The sequence below is a fragment of the Mycobacterium sp. SVM_VP21 genome (assembly GCA_024758765.1).
GTDB lineage: Bacteria > Actinomycetota > Actinomycetes > Mycobacteriales > Mycobacteriaceae > Mycobacterium > Mycobacterium heraklionense_C.
Window position 1 is genome coordinate 4,296,466 of record CP101406.1, and the last position, 17,205, is coordinate 4,313,670.

Annotated in this window: 13 protein-coding genes and 2 pseudogenes; 8 read left to right on the forward strand and 7 right to left on the reverse strand. The window is 65.2% G+C overall.

The features are described 5' to 3' along the window. The first annotated feature begins 23 nt into the window (after positions 1-23). The 7 genes and pseudogenes from NM962_20170 (at position 24) to NM962_20200 (ending at position 8,416) form a co-directional block, all read left to right on the forward strand. Entirely contained in the window at positions 24-2,780 is a 2,757-nt protein-coding gene (locus tag NM962_20170) for an AAA family ATPase (GenBank protein ID UVO12181.1), read from the forward strand. Positions 2,781-2,839: 59 nt separating this feature from the next. Beyond that, positions 2,840-5,590, forward strand: coding sequence for an AAA family ATPase (locus tag NM962_20175; GenBank protein ID UVO12182.1), 2,751 nt, complete (start codon positions 2,840-2,842; stop codon positions 5,588-5,590). Between the two features lie 55 nt (positions 5,591-5,645). Then, positions 5,646-5,930, forward strand: coding sequence for a hypothetical protein (locus NM962_20180; protein UVO12183.1), 285 nt, complete (start codon positions 5,646-5,648; stop codon positions 5,928-5,930). Positions 5,931-6,400: 470 nt separating this feature from the next. Next, positions 6,401-6,802 (forward strand): phage holin family protein, encoded by a 402-nt coding sequence (locus tag NM962_20185; GenBank protein UVO12184.1) that lies wholly within the window; start codon positions 6,401-6,403, stop codon positions 6,800-6,802. An 18-nt stretch (positions 6,803-6,820) separates the two neighbouring features. Further along, positions 6,821-7,009, forward strand: a pseudogene (locus NM962_20190) (Fpg/Nei family DNA glycosylase). A 207-nt stretch (positions 7,010-7,216) separates the two neighbouring features. Continuing rightward, positions 7,217-7,684: a hypothetical protein gene (locus NM962_20195; protein UVO14850.1), complete on the forward strand. Its 468-nt coding sequence runs from the start codon at positions 7,217-7,219 to the stop codon at positions 7,682-7,684. Between the two features lie 102 nt (positions 7,685-7,786). Beyond that, positions 7,787-8,416, forward strand: a pseudogene (locus NM962_20200) (SDR family oxidoreductase). Here NM962_20200 and cysW read toward each other — a convergent pair. The 5 genes from cysW to NM962_20225 all read right to left on the reverse strand — a co-directional run bounded on the left by cysW (position 8,358) and on the right by NM962_20225 (position 14,319). Continuing rightward, positions 8,358-9,329 carry a sulfate ABC transporter permease subunit CysW gene (gene cysW, locus NM962_20205; GenBank protein UVO12185.1) on the reverse strand — a complete coding sequence of 324 codons (972 nt, stop codon included), beginning with the start codon at positions 9,327-9,329 and terminating at the stop codon, positions 8,358-8,360. The pseudogene NM962_20200 and the gene cysW sit on opposite strands and share 59 nt — an antisense overlap. After that, on the reverse strand, positions 9,326-10,210 hold the full coding sequence (locus NM962_20210) for an ABC transporter permease (GenBank protein UVO12186.1): 885 nt from the start codon (positions 10,208-10,210) through the stop codon (positions 9,326-9,328). The genes cysW and NM962_20210 overlap by 4 nt, the downstream gene beginning before the upstream one ends. Positions 10,211-10,556: 346 nt before the next feature. After that, entirely contained in the window at positions 10,557-10,973 is a 417-nt protein-coding gene (locus NM962_20215) for a DUF5078 domain-containing protein (protein ID UVO14851.1), read from the reverse strand. A 26-nt stretch (positions 10,974-10,999) separates the two neighbouring features. Further along, entirely contained in the window at positions 11,000-13,876 is a 2,877-nt protein-coding gene (locus NM962_20220; GenBank protein UVO14852.1) for an RND family transporter, read from the reverse strand. Next, on the reverse strand, positions 13,873-14,319 hold the full coding sequence (locus NM962_20225; protein UVO12187.1) for an MmpS family protein: 447 nt from the start codon (positions 14,317-14,319) through the stop codon (positions 13,873-13,875). Before NM962_20225 ends, NM962_20220 begins: the two co-directional genes overlap by 4 nt. Before the next feature lie 152 nt (positions 14,320-14,471). On the opposite strand from NM962_20225, the gene NM962_20230 reads away from it, so the two are divergent. Then, positions 14,472-15,098, forward strand: a complete 627-nt coding sequence (locus tag NM962_20230; GenBank protein ID UVO12188.1) for a TetR/AcrR family transcriptional regulator — start codon at positions 14,472-14,474, stop codon at positions 15,096-15,098. A gap of 20 nt (positions 15,099-15,118) precedes the next feature. Here the strand turns inward: NM962_20230 and pgi are convergent, their stop codons facing one another. Then, complete coding sequence (gene pgi / locus NM962_20235; protein UVO12189.1) at positions 15,119-16,786, reverse strand: glucose-6-phosphate isomerase; 1,668 nt, start codon at positions 16,784-16,786, stop codon at positions 15,119-15,121. Between the two features lie 75 nt (positions 16,787-16,861). Next, the gene (locus tag NM962_20240; GenBank protein ID UVO12190.1) at positions 16,862-17,125 is read right to left on the reverse strand and encodes a chorismate mutase; all 264 of its coding nucleotides are present in this window, start codon (positions 17,123-17,125) and stop codon (positions 16,862-16,864) included. Positions 17,126-17,205: the final 80 nt, after the last annotated feature.

The window sequence follows — 17,205 nt, forward strand, 5'->3', positions numbered from 1 at the left end:
CCGTTCCTGCCAAGATTGTCGGCATGCGTTCTGTGGGGGCGGACCGAAAGGCGGAGACAGCAGTTCTGACCGCCTTTCTTGATCGCGCGCTGTCCGCGCCCGGGGTCCTGATTCTCGAAGGTGAAGCCGGTATCGGAAAGTCCACCCTGCTGCGGGAGACAGCGGAGACCGCAGCCGAGCGTGGTTGCGTGGTGCTCTCCGCTTCGGGTGCACCGGCCGAGGTCAGCTGCGCCTACGCCGCGGTGGCCGATCTGCTGGCGCCTGTCGTCGTACCGGGGGACCTGCCCGAAATCCAACGCGCGGCACTCGAGCAGGTGTTGCTCGGTGGGGGTGACGGGCCGGCCGGCAACGAGCGGATGGTGGCGACCGCGTTTCTGGCGGTGATCCGCAGGGTGAGTTCGGATACGCCAGTGCTGCTCTGCATCGACGACGCCCAGTGGTTGGACGCTTCCAGTCGGGCGGTGATCGGGTTCGCGGCACGGCGGCTGACCGGCCGGACCGGGTTGCTGCTCGCGGTACGGACCGGCTCGGCGGACTCCGTCGACATGAGCTGGCTGAGTGCTACCCGCCCCGACACGGTGGCACGCCTGCCGATACCTCCGCTGAGTCTGGGCGGTGTGCACACTTTGGTGTCAGCGCGGTTGGGGCACACCTTGCCGCGCCCGGCTATTACGCGGATTCACGAAACATCCGGCGGGAACCCATTTTTCGCCCTCGAACTGGCGCGGTTCATCGCAGATTCTCCGGACCAGTCCGACCTACGACTGCCCGACAGTCTGGCGACGTTGGTGCGCGACCACATCGGGCAGCCCGACGAGGACGTCGCCGCGGTGCTGTTGGCCGCCGCCTGCGCTGCGCTGCCAACCGTGCAGCGAGTGGGCCTCGCCACCGACCTCAGCCCCGACCGGGTCGTTGAACTGATCGAATCCACTCAGGCACGAGGGGTGGTCCAGATCGACGGCGGCTGGATCCGATTTCACCATCCACTGTTCGCCACCGGTGTCTGTAGTGCGGCGGGGGCGGCGGCGCGCCGGGCCATGCATCGCCGGTACAGCCAATTCGTCCACGAGCCCGAGCTCAAGGCGCGGCACATGGCGTTGGCGGCGACCACCAACGATCCGGAAGCCGTGGAGGCGCTCGACGTGGCCGTCGAGTTCACCCGGACACGCGGTGCCCCAGCGGTTGCTGCCGAACTGATCGAATTGGCCATCAAACTCGGCGACGACACGCCGGCACGGCGAATGCGGGCCGCTGAAGAGCATTTCCGTTCCGGAGCCTTCGCGTCGGCGCGTACTCACCTGCAGTCGATCTTGGACGGGGCGTCGTCGTCGAGCGAGTTGCGCTGTACGGCGTTGATTGCGCTGGCCGCCGTCACCGGTTACGAAGGCAGCTTGGTGGTGGCCGCGGATCTGTTGACTCAGGCTATCGACCAGGCCGCCGACAACCCCCTGCTGCAGCTTCAGGCTCGACTGCTGATGGTGCCGGTGGCGAGGGTGATCGGCAACGCGCAGGAGTCCGTCGACCTCGCGGATATGGCTGTGGCGCAAGCTGATCAGATCGGCGTCGCCGGATTGCGCAGCCAGGCATTGACGATTCAGGCCGTGGTGCGCTTTTGGAGCGGGCTGGGACTGGATCCGGACGCCCTGCGGCTGGCGGTGGATTCCGAGGATCCGGCCGGGGGTCCGGCAGCGACATACCGTGCCGGCGTCGTCGCGCCGGTAATTCGTTCCTGGGCAGGGGAACTCGACGACGCTCCCGGTCATATTCGCGCTCTGCGGCAGCGGCTGGTCGAAGGCGGGACCGAGACCGACATCCTCTGGATGGACGACTACGCCGCGATGGTCGAACTCTGGCTGGGTCACTATGCCGAGGCGGGAGCCATTGCCGACGAGGCCGTGCAGCGCGCCGAGCTCATGGGTACCAAGATGGTCCTGGTCTGCGCGTGGGCACGTCAGGCATCGGTGGCCGCCTACGCCGGGCGTGTGGATGACGCCCGCTCGACTGCGCGCGCGGCCATCGACGCGGCCCGCGTCATCGGCGACGCGATGCACACGTCGTCGGCGACGACGACGTGTGCGTTTCTCGAGGTGTCGCTCGGCGATCATGCTGCCGCGATCAAACTGCTCGAGCCGCTGCTGGCCTCGTTCGATCCCGAGCACGGCACCGAGATCGTCGTCGGCTCCCACCTGCCTGACGCCGTGGACGCGCTGACCGCGTTGGGGCGCCTCGATGAGGCCGAGCCGCTGGTCGCGGCGCTGGAGCGTAATGGCGCCCGGCTTGATCGGGCGTGGATGCTGGCGGTGGGCGCCCGCGGCCGTAGTCAGTTGTTGGCCGCGCGTGGCGAGCTCGACGCGGCCGAGCAGGCCGCAGAAGAGGCTCTGCGACACCACGAGCGGTTGCCGATGCCGTTCGAGACCGCACGCACCCGGTTGTTCATGGGGCAAGTGCAGCGTCGGCGTCGGCGCCGGCAGGCCTCGGAGGCGTCGCTGCGCGCGGCGTTGGAGACCTTCGAGCGGCTCGGGGCGCCGTTGTGGGCGCAGCGCGCCCGGGCGGAGTTGGGGCGGCTGAGCGCCTCGTCGCCGGGTGGTGGCCTGACGACCGCCGAGCGTCGTGTCGCCGAGTTGGCCGCCGCGGGACTGTCCAACAAGCAGATCGCCGCGGAGTTGTTCATCGCCGCCAAGACCGTGGAGATGACGCTGTCCAGCGTGTACCGCAAACTCGGCATCCGGTCCCGGAGCGGCCTGTTCGCGGCACTCAACCCGGGCGACAACCACGGCTGAACCTAAAAACTTACAATTTTTCGTGAGCGGCCTAGTCTAAACCTGGCAAACTACTGATCGTGGCTTCAGGTTTGGTTGCTCGCAGCGCGGAATCGGCGGCGGTGCGTGACTTCCTGGCGCGTGCGTTGAGCGAACCCGCCATCCTGGTGGTCGAGGGTGAAGCGGGTATCGGTAAGTCGACCATATTGTCGGACGCCACCCAGGCCGCATCGGCACGCGGGTTCCGGGTGCTCTCCGCTTCGGGGGCGCCGGCCGAGGTCAGCTATGCCTACGCCGCGGTGGCTGATCTGTTGGCCTTCGTCGACGGCCCGGTGTTGGCGGAACTGCCTGAGGCGCAGCGCGGCGCGCTTGAGCACGTTCTGCTTGGTGGCAGCGACGGGCCCGCCGGCAACGAGCGGATGGTGGCCGCGGCGTTCCTGGCCGTGATCCGGAGCTTGAGTTCGGACACGCCGATCTTGCTCTGCATCGACGACATCCAGTGGTTGGACGCTTCCAGTCGCTCGGTGATCGGGTTCGTGGCACGACGGCTCGCCGGCTGCACCGGGCTGATTGTCGCCGTTCGGACCGGTGCCGCCGATGTCGTCGACACGATGTGGCTGAGCCCGGCACGCCCCGACTCGTTGGCGCGGCTGCGAATATCTCCGTTGAGCCTGGGTGGGATACATGCCCTGGTCCCGGCGTGCCTGGGTCGCACCTTGCCGCGCCCGGTGATCACTCGGATCTACGAAGTATCTGGTGGCAACCCGTTTTTCGCACTCGAGCTGGCGCGGTTCATTGCCGAGGATCCGGCCCGGGCGGCAGGTGGTCTGCCCGACACGCTTACCGCGCTGGTGCACGATCACATCGGTGACTTCGACGAGGAGGTCGGTGCGGTGCTGCTGGCTGCCGCGTGTGCCGCGTCGCCGACCGTGCAGCGGGTCGGTCTTGCCGCCGGCGTCACGCCCGCGCGAGTCGTGGAGGTGGTCGAGTCCGGGCAGGCCGGCGGGGTGGCTGAGATCGACGGTGACCGCGTCCGGTTCCGCCATCCGTTGTTCGCCTCCGGTGTCTACAGTTCGGCCGGCCCGGCGCCGCGCCGGGCGATACATCGGCGGCTGGCCGGCATCGTTGAGGAACCCGAGCTGACCGCCCGGCATCTGGCGTTGGCGGCGACCACCGGTGATCCGGACACCCTGGCAGCCCTTGATGCCGGGATCGAGGCCACCGTGGCGCGCGGCGCGCCGGCGGCGGCTGCCGAATTGTTGGAGCTGGCCATCAAACTCGGCGACGACACTCCCCTTCGGCGGATGCGGGTCGCCGAACAGCACTTCCGTTCCGGTGCGGTCGCACCGGCACGCGCCCACCTGCAATCGACGTTGGATGCTTTGCCGGAGCCGAGCGGGTTGCGCTGCATGGCGTTGATCGCCCTGGCCGCCGTCACCGGCTACGACAAGAGTTTGTCGACCGCAGCGGATTTGCTGACCCAGGCCGTCGACCAAGCCGCCGATATCCCGGTGCTGCAGCTTCGCGCCAGGTTGCTCCTGGTGCCGATCGTTGCGTTGACACGAAATCTGAAGGAATCCGTTGACCTGGCCCGCATTACCGTGGCCCAAGCCAAGCAGCTTGGCATTCCCGCCCTGCACAGCGAGGCGTTGACGACGCAGGCGATTGTCCGCTTCATGTACGGCCTCGGAGTGGACGAGGTAGCCCTGGAGCTGGCGCGGGATCTGGAAGATCCGTCCAGCGGCGCGGCAGTGGGCTACCACGCCAGCGCCGCCGCACCGGTGATCCGCTCCTGGACGGGGGACCTGGACCAGGCGCAGAAGCAGATCGGTGCCGTCCAGCAGCTGGTTCTCGCGACCGGGACCGAGATCGACATCCTCTGGGTCGCCGATCACGCCACCATGAATGAGCTGTGGTTGGGGCGTTACACCGAAGCGAGGGCTATCGCCGATGAGACCGTGCGGCGTGCCGAGCAGATGGGCGCCAAGATGGTGCTGGTGTTCGCGTGGGCCCGTCAGGCCGCGGTAGCCGCCCATACCGGATGCGTCAACGACGCTCGCTCGGCCGCGAATTCGGCGATCGATATGGCCCGTGCCGTCGGAGATGTGATGAACGCGGCTTCGGCGACGGCGACCCTGGGATTTCTTGAGGTGTCATTGGGTGATTTCGCAGCAGCGGCCACGGTGTTGGAGCCGCTGTTGGCCGCGTTCGACCCGGACCATGACACCGAGATCACGATCGGGGGCTATCTTCCCGATGCGATCGAGGCGCTGACCGCGTTGGGGCGCCTCGATGAGGCCGAACCGCTGATCGCCGCCCTGGAACGTAATGGCGTTCGCCACGACCGGCCGTGGATGTTGGCCGTCGGCGCCCGGGGGCGGGCTCACCTGCTGGCCGCCCGCGGTGAATTGGAGGCCGCCGAGCAGGCCGCCGGCGACGCGTTGACGCACCATGAGCGGCTGCCGATGCCGTTTGAGTTGGCGCGTACTCAGTTGTTGTTGGGGCAGGTGCAGCGGAGGCGGCGTCGCAAGCAGCTCGCTGCGGAGAATCTGTCGGCGGCGTTGGAGACCTTTGAGCGGTTGGGTTCGCCGTTGTGGGTGCGACGGGCTCGCGTTGAGCTGGAGCGGATGACCGCCCCCGCTTCGGGGGCCGGGTTGACCGCCGCGGAGCGGCGCGTTGCCGATCTGGCTGCGGCGGGGTTGACCAATAAGCAGATCGCTGCGGAGTTGTTCATCGCCGCCAAGACGGTGGAGATGACTTTAAGCAACGTGTACCGCAAGTTGGGGATCCGTTCGCGTGCTGGGCTGTACGCCGCGCTCAATCCGGAGTAAATCTCCAGGGAAAACCCTGGTTACCTACGGGCTCTCCTTCGTTAGCGTCGGTCAGATGGGCGACGGTGACTCTGGGCGTCAGTGCTTCCTGGTCGAGTGGTACCAACCCGATCTCGTTGAGGCGGCGGCCGATGCCGCCATCGATCGGCTCTCACGCGCGGCTGCGGCCGTTCGTGCCACATTGCTGGTCGCACTGACCTCGCCGAGCGACGAGACCCTGTTCGGGGTGGTTGCGGCGGATTCCGCCGATGCCGTGGTGACGGCGTGCCGGCAAGCCGGCTGGCACATCGATCGGATCACATCCGGGGTGAGTGCGCGTATCGGTGCTATCGGGAACTAGGCCTGACGCCGGGAGTGCTTGCAGCCCGCGCGGCAGCAGTGGCCGGATACGCACTCGTATGCGATTCGCGGGCCCACGGAATTGCAGACGCGACTGCATATCAAACGACTCCGATTCCCCGAGCCGGAACGTAGTCAGCATTCCGAACATTGCGCGGCATCGATTGTCAGCAGCACCGGCGCCTGAATACGGAACTGCTCGGCAGCTACCAGTGCAAACGCGGGAACTGATTTTGCGGGCTATCCGCACGCGCACAACACCGGAAGCCACCGAGGGCCAGCTCAATCGGCTGCGTTCCCAACCTTCCGCTAAGACCGCCATTCCGGCAAACGACCGGGTGTTCTCCGTATCGCCCAGTCATATCGCTTTCCCGCGGCTGATTTCCGCATGGAAAATTCGGGACACCAATGCAGAATGTGATGGGCCAAACTTCCAACAGGGCAGCGGTGCGCCGGGGTAGATTCCTGGCCATGGCCTCATTTCTGATTCGTGCCGCACTGACCGGACTCGCACTATGGGTGGTCACCCAGATTGTGCCGGGGGTGGAGATTGTCGGCGGTGACACCACATTGCAACGGGTCGGCATCATCTTCGTCATCGCCCTGATCTTCGGGTTGGTGAACGCCTTCATCAAACCGGTGGTGCAACTGCTGTCGATACCGCTGTACATCGTCACCCTGGGGCTGTTCCACATCGTGGTCAACGCGCTGATGCTCTGGATCACCGCGTGGATCACCGACAAGACCGCCAAGCACTGGGGGCTGTATATCGCCGACTTCTGGTGGGATGCCATCTGGGCCGCGATCGTGCTGTCGCTGGTGAGCTGGGTCCTCTCGCTGGTGCTGCGCGACGCCCGACGCATCACCGGGTAACCGGGCAAGCTTGAGGGCATGCCGGAGCTGCCCGAGGTCGAAGCACTCGCCGATCATCTGCGTCGGCACGCCACTGGTTGCACCATCGGCCGGATCGACGTGGCGGCGCTGTCGGTGCTCAAGACGTTCGACCCGCCGCCGACGGCGTTGCACGGTCAGCAGGTGACCGGCGCGCACCGCTGGGGCAAGTATCTGGGGTTGCAGGCCGGTGAGCTGTTCTTGATCGCGCACCTGTCCAGGGCGGGTTGGCTGCGCTGGTCGGATCAGCTGGCGGCTGCGCCGTTGCGACCGGGTAAGGGACCGATCGCGCTGCGGGTGCACCTGGGTGTCCCGGGGCAGGCCCCCGGCTTCGACCTGACCGAAGCCGGCACCCAGAAACGGCTGGCGGTCTGGTTGGTCGACGATCCGGCGAAGGTGCCGGGCATCGCCACACTGGGGCCGGATGCGCTGGCGATCAACGCCGATGAGCTGGCCGGACTGCTGGCCGGCAATACCGGTCGCATCAAAAACGTCCTGACCGATCAGAAGGTGATTGCCGGGATCGGCAACGCCTACAGCGACGAGATCCTGCACACCGCCCGACTGTCGCCGTTCGCCACCGCCGGCAAACTGTCGACAGAACAGCTGACCGCACTGCACGAGGCCATGCACGCCGTGCTGACCGATGCCGTCACCCGCTCGGTCGGCCAACAGGCCGCCACCTTGAAGGGGGAGAAGCGCTCCGGTCTGCGAGTTCACGCCCGAACCGGGCTGCCGTGCCCGGTGTGCGCCGACACGGTTCGGGAAATATCTTTCGCCGATAAGTCATTTCAGTACTGCCCTACCTGCCAGACCGGCGGCAAGGTGTTGGCCGACCGACGGATGTCGCGACTGCTCAAGTAATTTCTCGACCTGATTTCGGCAGGCTGCGACCGCCGTTAAGCTGCCCTGGTGACCCGTCAGAGAATCCTCATCACTGGTGCCAGTTCCGGGCTGGGCGCCGGCATGGCTCGCGCTTTTGCTGCGCGGGGCCGTGACCTGGCTCTGTGCGCCCGCCGGACGGACCGGCTTGATGAACTGAAAGCCGAACTGACGGAGAAGTTCCCGGGAATCACCGTTGCGGTAGCGACACTCGACGTGAATGACCACGACGAAATTCCGACGGTGTTCAACCGATTCGCCGCCGAGTTGGGCGGAATCGACCGGGTGATCGTCAATGCCGGTATCGGCAAGGGCGCCCCGCTCGGGTCCGGCAAGCTGTGGGCCAACAAGGCGACTATTGAAACGAACTTGGTCGCCGCGCTGGTGCAGATCGAGACTGCCCTCGAGATGTTCAAATCTGCGGGCACTGGCCACCTGGTGCTGATCTCATCGGTGTTGGGCAACAAGGGCGTTCCGGGCGTCAAGGCCGCATACGCCGCCAGCAAGGCCGGGGTGACGTCGCTGGGGGAGTCGCTGCGTGCGGAGTACTCGCGCGGACCGATCAAAGTGACCGTGCTGGAACCGGGCTACATCGAATCGGAGATGACCGCCAAATCGGCGTCCACCATGTTGATGGTGGACAACGAATCAGGGGTCAAGGCCATGGTGCGTGCCATCGAACGCGAAACCGGCCGAGCCGTCGTCCCGTCCTGGCCATGGGCCCCGCTGGTATGGCTGCTGCGCTGCTTGCCGCCGCAGTACACCAAGCGCTTCGCCTAAGCGGTTCCGGCTCGGGTCCGCGGGTCATCCACTCCAGGGCTTTGGCTCGCCGGCGGTAGATCAGCAGCACCGCCTTGGCGATCAAGAACGCCACGGCCACCCCCATCAGCAGCGTGGACACCGCGTAGGCGCCGTACTCGGCCCCACGGTGGTAGCGATCGTTGACCAACAGGGTCAGCGTCTGCGAGTGTCCCGGCAGGTTCGATGACACCATGCTGACAGCGCCGAACTCGCCGAGTGTGCGGGCCGTGGTCAACACCACGCCGTAGGTCAGTCCCCACCGGATCGATGGCAACGTGACACGCCAAAGCGTCTGCCACGCATTGGAACCCAGCGTTGCTGCGGCCTGCTCCTGTTCGATTCCGATCTCCACAAGCACCGGCTGGACCTCGCGCACCACGAACGGCAGCGTGACGAAAATGCTGGCCAGCACCATCCCGGGCAGCCCGAAGATGATCTTGAATCCCAGGTTGTTCTCGATGAAGCCCAGCGCCCCCGACGACCCCCACAGTGCGATCAGAGCAACCCCGACGATGATCGGCGAGACCGCGAACGGCAGGTCCAGAATCGCCTGAAGGATTGATCGACCCCGGAATTTGTTGCGCACCAAGAGGATCGACGTCGAAATGCCGAACAAAGCGTTCAGTGGCACCACGATGATCACTAGTAGCAGCGACAACTTCAGCGCCGAGATCGCCGCAGGGGTGCTGATCCATGCCCAAAATTGGCCCAATCCGTGCTCAAACGTTCGGTAGAGAATCACCGACACCGGAACGATCAGCATGACGCCGACATAGGTCAAGACGGTGAAGCGCAGGAAGTGTCGCTTCTCCAGCCGCGCCGTCACTCGTCCTCCTCCTCGCGCTTGGCCGCGCGCCCACCCACCGTCCGCAGGAGTACCAGCACGGCGAACGAGATCGCCAACAACACGATCGATATCGCCGCCGCGCTGGTGTGGTCGTCGTTCTCGACCAGCGAGCGAATCCACTGTGACGACACCTCGGTCTTGCCCGGCACGGCACCGCCGATCGTCACGATCGAGCCGAACTCGGCGACGCACCGCGAAAACGCAAGGCCGGCACCGGTCAACAACACCGGCTGCAACGACGGCAGCACGACCGTCTTGAAGGTGACCAGGCGCGTTGCGCCGAGTGCCGCGGCCGCCTCCTCGACATCCCTGTCGATCTCCATCAGCACCGGCTGGACGGCACGGACCACCAGTGGCAACGTGACGAAAGCCAGTGCCATCGCGACACCAGGTGGAGTGTGCTGCAGATGAATGCCGATCGGACTGGAGTTGCCATACAGGGCGAGCATCACCAAGCTGGTGACAATCGTGGGCAGCGCGAACGGTAGATCGATCAGCGCATCGATCACTCCTTTCCCGACGAAGTCGTCGCGCACCAACACCCAAGCGGTCGCCAGGCCGAACACCACGTCGAGCACGGTGACCAAGATCGAGATCGTCAGTGTTACGCGGAATGATTCAAGTGCCGCGTGCGAGGTGACGGCCAGCCGGAAGCCGTGCCAGCCCCTGCCGCCGGCCTGCCACGCGATGGCGACCAGCGGCAGCAGCACGATCACCGACAGCCACAGCGTGGTCACGCCGATGCGCAGCGGCGTGACGATGGACCGGCTCGGGGTGGCGGGCAGGGCAGCGGGGGCGTCGGCGGCCTCCGGGTGGTTTTGGACGCGTGGAGCCGGCTCGAGTGGAGTCGTGACAGTCATCGGGTGGACCCGAAAGAAGAATGCATGCTGGCCTTCCAATGCCCGAGATGTTCGGTACCGGTCACCGAAAGTGACTACCGAGGATTCGCAAGTGGCGCGAGAGTCAGCGACAGCAGTGCAGAAAGCGCGCGAGGACACCGCGGTGGCGGCCGAACGCCCCTGCGGCGCTTGGCCCGACACGGGATGGCATCTGCATGGCGCGTAGCTTAAGGAAACCTGGACGGCGAAATCTTGGTCGTGCCGCGATAGGTTTTCCGGCCGGATTGCAATCTGTCGCACGTCAACAGGGCCGACATCGACGCCCGGCGGCAAAAAGTCAGCGTGAGGGAAATACCGAAGGCCGTGGCTACTTCCAGTCCCAGACCGACATGTCGCCTGCCGGGTAGTTCATGCAGATGTCGGTGGTGCGGGCGGCCACGCCTTTGTTGTTGAAGAACAGCTTGGCCCAGTTGGGCCAGCGCCACGACATGGTTTCGAAAAAGGCGTTGGTGGCGGTGTCCTCGGAATATTGGCGGCGGCCGGCGTAGTCCATGTCGAAGAACCAGTGGATGCGGTCTTGGGCGCCTTGCTGCTCGGCGGCGGGTTTGTTGTGGTAGTCGATCATGTAGCGCTCGTAGTAGACCGGCGCGACATCTCGGGCTGCGGCCATGATCTGTTCGGCCGAACAGGAAGTGCGCAGGATCCGGCTGGGTATCGGGTAGTCGTCGGTGGCGTCGGCGGCGACGACACCGGCGGTGGTCACGGCGCCGAACAGGGCTGCCATGGCGATGACGAGGTGGACTGCAAGCTTCACGCCAAAACCTCCTCGGGCTGCGGCTGGACGGGTTCAGGCCACTTCGCGGGAACCGGACGCTGGCGCACCAGCTGCGGCCACCAGAACCACTTGCCCAGCAATGCCGCGATCGACGGCGTCATGAACGACCGCACGATCAAGGTGTCGAACAACAGTCCCAGGCCGATGGTTGTGCCGATCTGCCCGAGGATCACCAAGGGGCTGAAGATGAAGGCTGCCATGGTCGCCGAGAACACCAGACCGGCGGCGGTGACGACCGAACCGGTGCCGCCCATCGACCGGATGATGGCGGTGTTGAGGCCCGCGTGCATCTCCTCCTTGAAACGGGACACCAACAGCAGGTTGTAGTCCGCTCCCACCGCGAGCAGCAAGATGATCGCGAGCGGCACCACGACCCAAAACAGGTGAATCCCGAAGATGTACTGCCACACCAGGACTGACAAACCCACCGATGCCCCCAGCGAGAGCACGACGGTGCCGACGATGACGAAGGCGGCGACGAGGCTGCGCGTCACAATCACCATGATCAGCAGAATGAGGGCCACGGCAGCCAACGCCGAGATCAGCAGGTCGTACTTCATCCCCTCTTGGATGTCTTTATTGGTCGAGCCGATACCCGCGACATAGATCTTGGCGTCTGACATCGGTGTCGCCTTGAGAGCGTCGAACACCGACTCCTTGATGGCGTTGATGTGCGGAATCGCCTCGGGATTGGCGGGATTGCCCTGATGGGTCACGATCATCCGGGCCGCCTTGCCGTCGGGCGACAAGAACAGCTTGAGGCCGCGCTTGAAGTCAGCGTTGTCGAAGGCCTCCGGCGGCAAGTAGAAAGTGTCATCGTTCTTGGCATCGTCGAACGCCTTGCCCATCGCAGTGGCGTTGTTCAAAGCTTCTTCGCTCTGGGTATTGATGCCGCCGGTGGTCGCAAAATTCGACAGTGTCAGGTCGCGGTTGCGCTCCTGAATCGCGATCTGCGGCGGTAACAGTGCCACCATTTGTGGTTGCAGGGCGTCGAGGTTGTCGAGACTGGCGGTGATGTTGCCGAACTTCTCGGACAGCTCCGAGATCCCGTCCAGCGAGTCGAACACTGACCGCAGCGCCCAACACATTGGAATGTCGAAGCAGTGCGGCTCCCAGTAGAAGTAGTTGCGCAGCGGGCGGAACTGGTCATCGAAATCGGCGAGTTTGTCGCGCAGCGCGTTCATCGTCGTGACGGTGTCGTGGAACGCCTCAGTTTGTTCATGGGTGACCGCAGCGCTCTGCTGCTGCAGGGCGAGCTGTTGGCGGAGTACGGCGATCGTGTTGTCGATCTCGCCGGCCTGCTTCAGCAGATCGTTGGCTCTGTCCTTCTGGTAGTCGAGGTTCATGATCTGGCTCGCGCTCGAAGCGCTGATCTGGAATGGAATCGAGCTGTGGGTGATCGGCGTTCCGAGCGGTCGTGTGATGGACTGCACCAGTGCGACTCCCGGCGTGTGGAGCACTGCCTTGGCAACCCGTTCGAGTATCAGCATGTCGGCCGGGTTGCGCATGTCGTGATCGGTCTCGATCATCACCAACTCGGGATTGATCCGCGCTTCGGTGAAGTGGCGTTCGGCGGCTTCCATTCCGACGACACCGGGCGCGCTGTCCGGGATATAGGGCCGGTTGTCGTAGCTGGTCTGGTAGCCGGGCAACGCGAACACGCCGATGAGCGCAATCATGCCGGTGACCACCAGGATCGGCCCGGGCCAGCGCACGATGGCGGTGCCGATCTTGCGCCAACCCCGCGTCCGTTGAGCGACCTTGGGTTCCATCAGTCCGAACCGGGTGGCGATCAACAACACGGCGGGCCCCAACGTCAGGGCGGCCGCCAAGGTCACGAGAACACCGATGGCAGCCGGTATCCCGAGTGTCTGGAAATAGGGGAGGCGGGTGAAGCCCATGCACGCGACTGCGCCGGCGATGGTCAATCCCGATCCGACCATGACGTGAACGGTGCCGCGCCACATGTCGTGGTAGGCGGCGATCCGGTCCATCCCCTTGCCGCGCGCCTCTTGGTAGCGGCCGACGACGAAGATCGCATAGTCGGTGCCGGCCGCAATAGCCAAGAGCGTCAAGAGATTCGTCGCGTAGGTGGACAGCCCGATGACGCCGGCGTGGGCGAGCATCGCCACGGAGCCGCGGGCCGCCGCCAGTTCGATGGCCACCGTCAGCAAGACGATCGCCATGGTGGCCAGCGAGCGGTAGACGAACAGCAGCATGATGCCGATGACCAGGAAGGTGATGGCGGTGACTTCGTTGGTGCCGGCGCTGCCGACCTCGAAGTTGTCGGTCACCAGCGGTGACGCGCCGGTAACGTAGGCCTTGATGCCGGCCGGCGGTGGCGTGGCGTCGACGATCTTGCGGACGGCGTCGACGGATTCGTTCGACATCGCCTCGCCCTGGTTGCCGCGGAGATAGATCTGGGTGAGGGCCGCCTTGCCGTCTTTGCTCTGTGAGCCGCCGGCGGTCAGCGGGTCACCCCAGAAGTCCTGGACGTGCTCGACGTGCTCGGTGTCGGCCTGCAGCTTGCGCACCAGGCCGTCGTAGTAGGTGTGTGCCTCGGGGCCTAGCGGCTGATCGCCCTCGAGCACGATCATGGCCGCACTGTCGGAATCGAATTCGTCGAAGACCTGCCCGATGTGCCGCATCGCGAGAATGCCCGGCGCGTCGGGCGCATTCATTCCGACCGAGCGTTCCCACCCGACAACTTCCAGCTGGGGTGTGGTGGCGTTCGTGATGGCGGCGATGGCGATCCAGATCAACAGGATCGGTACGGACAACCTCCGGATGAGCCGCGCCGGAAGAGTGCCTTCGGACGTACCGTGGGCGGTATCGGTGTGCTGGCCGCTCATGCGGTCTTGTCCAGGCACGCGATGTATCCGTTCACGTGGTTGGTGGACCTTTCGTCGGTGACGATGCCGTTGACCGTGATGCGGCAGCCGATGGTGTTGCCGTCACCCTGTGCGCGAAGGTCGGCGTACATCGTCGGGTCGTCGGTGGTCAGCGTCTGCGACCACGGCAGTGGGATGTTTTCGACGCGCTGAGGCTGAGCGTTGATGTCCAGGAAGTTGATGGTGGCGACCGATCCGGGTGAACCGAACACCTCGAACAACACCTGTTTGGGGTTGTAGCCGGTGTTCTCCAGGGCCTCTGAGCCGGGTCTCGACACCTCGTTGTTCGAGCCGAAGATGCCGCGTAGTCGGTCGACACTGAACCCGACCAGAGCGACCACCACGACTACCACGAGCGCCACCCACTGCCGGCGCACCAATTGGGTGACCGAAAACTTGCTCAAACCAAAGCCTTTCGACGCCGCGCTGACGATCTCGCCGAATGCGATGCGGTGAGATTGTCACGTAGCATGGAACGGTACGGTACCGTGCTGATGGATCGCAACTTGCTTGACATCTGCGCAAATGGCTGCTCTCGCGAAACAACCGCGGTGCGGTGGGTAAGGAGACGACGATTTCCCAAGACCGTGGCGACGACTCAGGGTGCCCGTGGAGTGAGCGGGAGGCCGAACTACTGGCGATCACGCTGGAGCTGTTGCAGGAGCATGGATACGACCGACTCACCGTCGAAGCCGTGGCGATCAGGGCCAAGGCCAGTAAGGCCACGATGTACCGGCGTTGGCCGACGAAGGCTGACCTGGTGCTCGCCGCGTTCATCGAAGGCACTCGCGCGTCGGCCGCGCCGCCCAATACCGGCTCGCTGCGGGGTGACTTGTTGGAGATCGGCCACTGGACCTGTGGGCAAGCGCTGGAACACATGCGCACCATGCGCGCAGTGCTGAACGAAATGTCTCACAGCCCCGCCTTGCAGGAGGCGATGCAGCAGAAATTCATCCAGCATCGCAACCTCGTGATGGACGCCGTACTGGCCGATGCCGTGGCGCGCGGTGAGATCGAGGCCTCGGCGATCAATCAGGAGATCTACGACCTATTGCCGGGCTACCTGGTGTTCCGGGCGCTGGTTTCCGATCGGCCGCCGACGCAGAAAACAGTCCGTGTGGTAGTCGACGACGTGCTGCTGCCCAGTCTGCGGGCCAAGGGGCGAGAGCAACGGCCGACTTAGCCACCGTCCGGCAGTCGCAATTACGACGATGCCCGGCCCCGCTCCGCCCGGTAGCGGCGCACCAGCGCGTCGGTGGAACTGTCGGTCTGGGGCTGTGGGGAGGCGTCGTCGGTAAGCACCGGCAGTAGTGCCTTGGCCTGCGTTTTGCCCAGCTCCACGCCCCACTGGTCGAAGGAGTCGATGCCCCACACCACCCCCTCGGTGAACACCTGATGCTCGTAGAGGGCGATCAACTGGCCGAGCGCCGACGGGGTGAGTCGGGTCGCCAGGATGGAGGTTGTCGGCCGATTGCCGGGCATGACCTTGTGCGGCACGACGTCCGCGGGGGCGCCTTCGGCGAAGATCTCCTCGGCGCTCTTGCCGAACGCCAGCACCTGGGTCTGAGCGAAGAAGTTGCTCATCAGCAGGTCGTGCATGCTCCCGGTACCGTCTGCGGTGGCCAGGTCGTCGACGGGTTGGGAGAAGCCGATGAAGTCGGCCGGTATCAGCCGGGTGCCCTGATGCAGCAGTTGGTAGAACGCGTGCTGGCCGTTGGTTCCCGGCTCGCCCCAAAAGATTTCACCGGTATCGGTGCTGACCGGTGTGCCGTCGGCGCGGGTCGACTTGCCGTTGGATTCCATGGTGAGCTGCTGCAGGTAGGCGGCGAAGCGGTCCAGGTCGTTGGCGTAGGGCAGCACCGCGCGGGATTGGGCGCCGAAGAAGTTGGAGTACCACACCCCGATCAGACCCAGCAGCGCCGGCGCATTGGATTCCAAAGGCGCGGTACGGAAGTGCTCGTCGACGATATGGAAGCCAGACAAGAACTCCGCGAAACGCTCCCGGCCGATGACGGCCATCACCGACAGTCCGATCGCCGAATCCACCGAGTACCGACCGCCGACCCAGTCCCAGAAGCCAAACATGTTCGCGGTGTCGATGCCGAACTCCTCTACCAACGCAGCGTTAGTGGAGACCGCTACGAAATGCTTGGACACGGCCGCGTCGCCCAGCGCGTCGGTGAGCCAGCGGCGCGCCGCAGTGGCGTTGGTCAGCGTCTCCAGGGTCGAGAACGTCTTGGAGGCGACGACGAAAAGTGTGGTGGCCGGATCCAAGCCGGCCAGTTTCGCGGTCAGGTCGGCCGGGTCGACGTTGGAGACGAACCGTGCCGAGATGCCGGCGTCGGCATAGTGGCGTAACGCGCGGTCCACCATCACCGGACCCAGATCCGAGCCGCCGATACCGATATTGACCACGGTCTCGATGCGTTTGCCAGTGGCACCGGTCCATTCGCCGCTGCGCAACCGGTCAGTGAAATCGCCCATCGCATCGAGCACCGCGTGGACGTCGGCCACGACATCCTGCCCGTCGACGTCCAGATCGGCGTTGCGGGGCAGCCGCAATGCGGTGTGCAGCACCGCCCGATCCTCGGAGGTGTTGATGTGCACCCCGGCGAACATTGCGTCGCGCCGGTCCTCCAGCCCGGCCGTTCGGGCCAGATCGACCAGTAGGCGCACGGTCTCGGGGGTGATGCGGTGCTTGCTGTAGTCGATGTAGAGATCACCGACCGTGGCGGTGAACCGCGTGCCGCGTTCGGGATCGTCGGCGAAGAACTCACGCAGGTGGGTGTCGCCGATCTGCTGGTGATGCTTGCGCAACGCGTTCCAGGCCGGGGTGGTTGAGATGTCCGGGATCCGGGAAACGGGGCTCATACCCCGACATTAGCGGCGGGTCGCAGTCGTCGGTGCGGCGCCGGACGTTACAGCCGTGGCCGCAAGCGCGGCGGGCTAGTGACCGAGCCGGCCGCGGCCGAGCCGCAGCAACAACATCGCCAGGTCCTTGCCGTCCTGGCCGAGCTCGCTGTAGCGCTCGAGCACCTTCATCTCGCGACTGTGCACCAGGCGGGTGCCGCCGGACGCCATCCGGGCCTTGCCGATCTCCTGTGAGATCTCGGTGCGGCGCTTCACCGCGGCCAAGATCTCAGCATCGAGCCGGTCGATCTCGTGGCGCAGCTCATCAATGTCGGGCAGCTGTTGAGGTTGGGCAGACATGATCAAAACTCCAGGTTCTCGCTGTTGGTGGTTTCTGGTCCCATCGGCGATCCGGCCTCACACAACAGACGAGCCCCGGG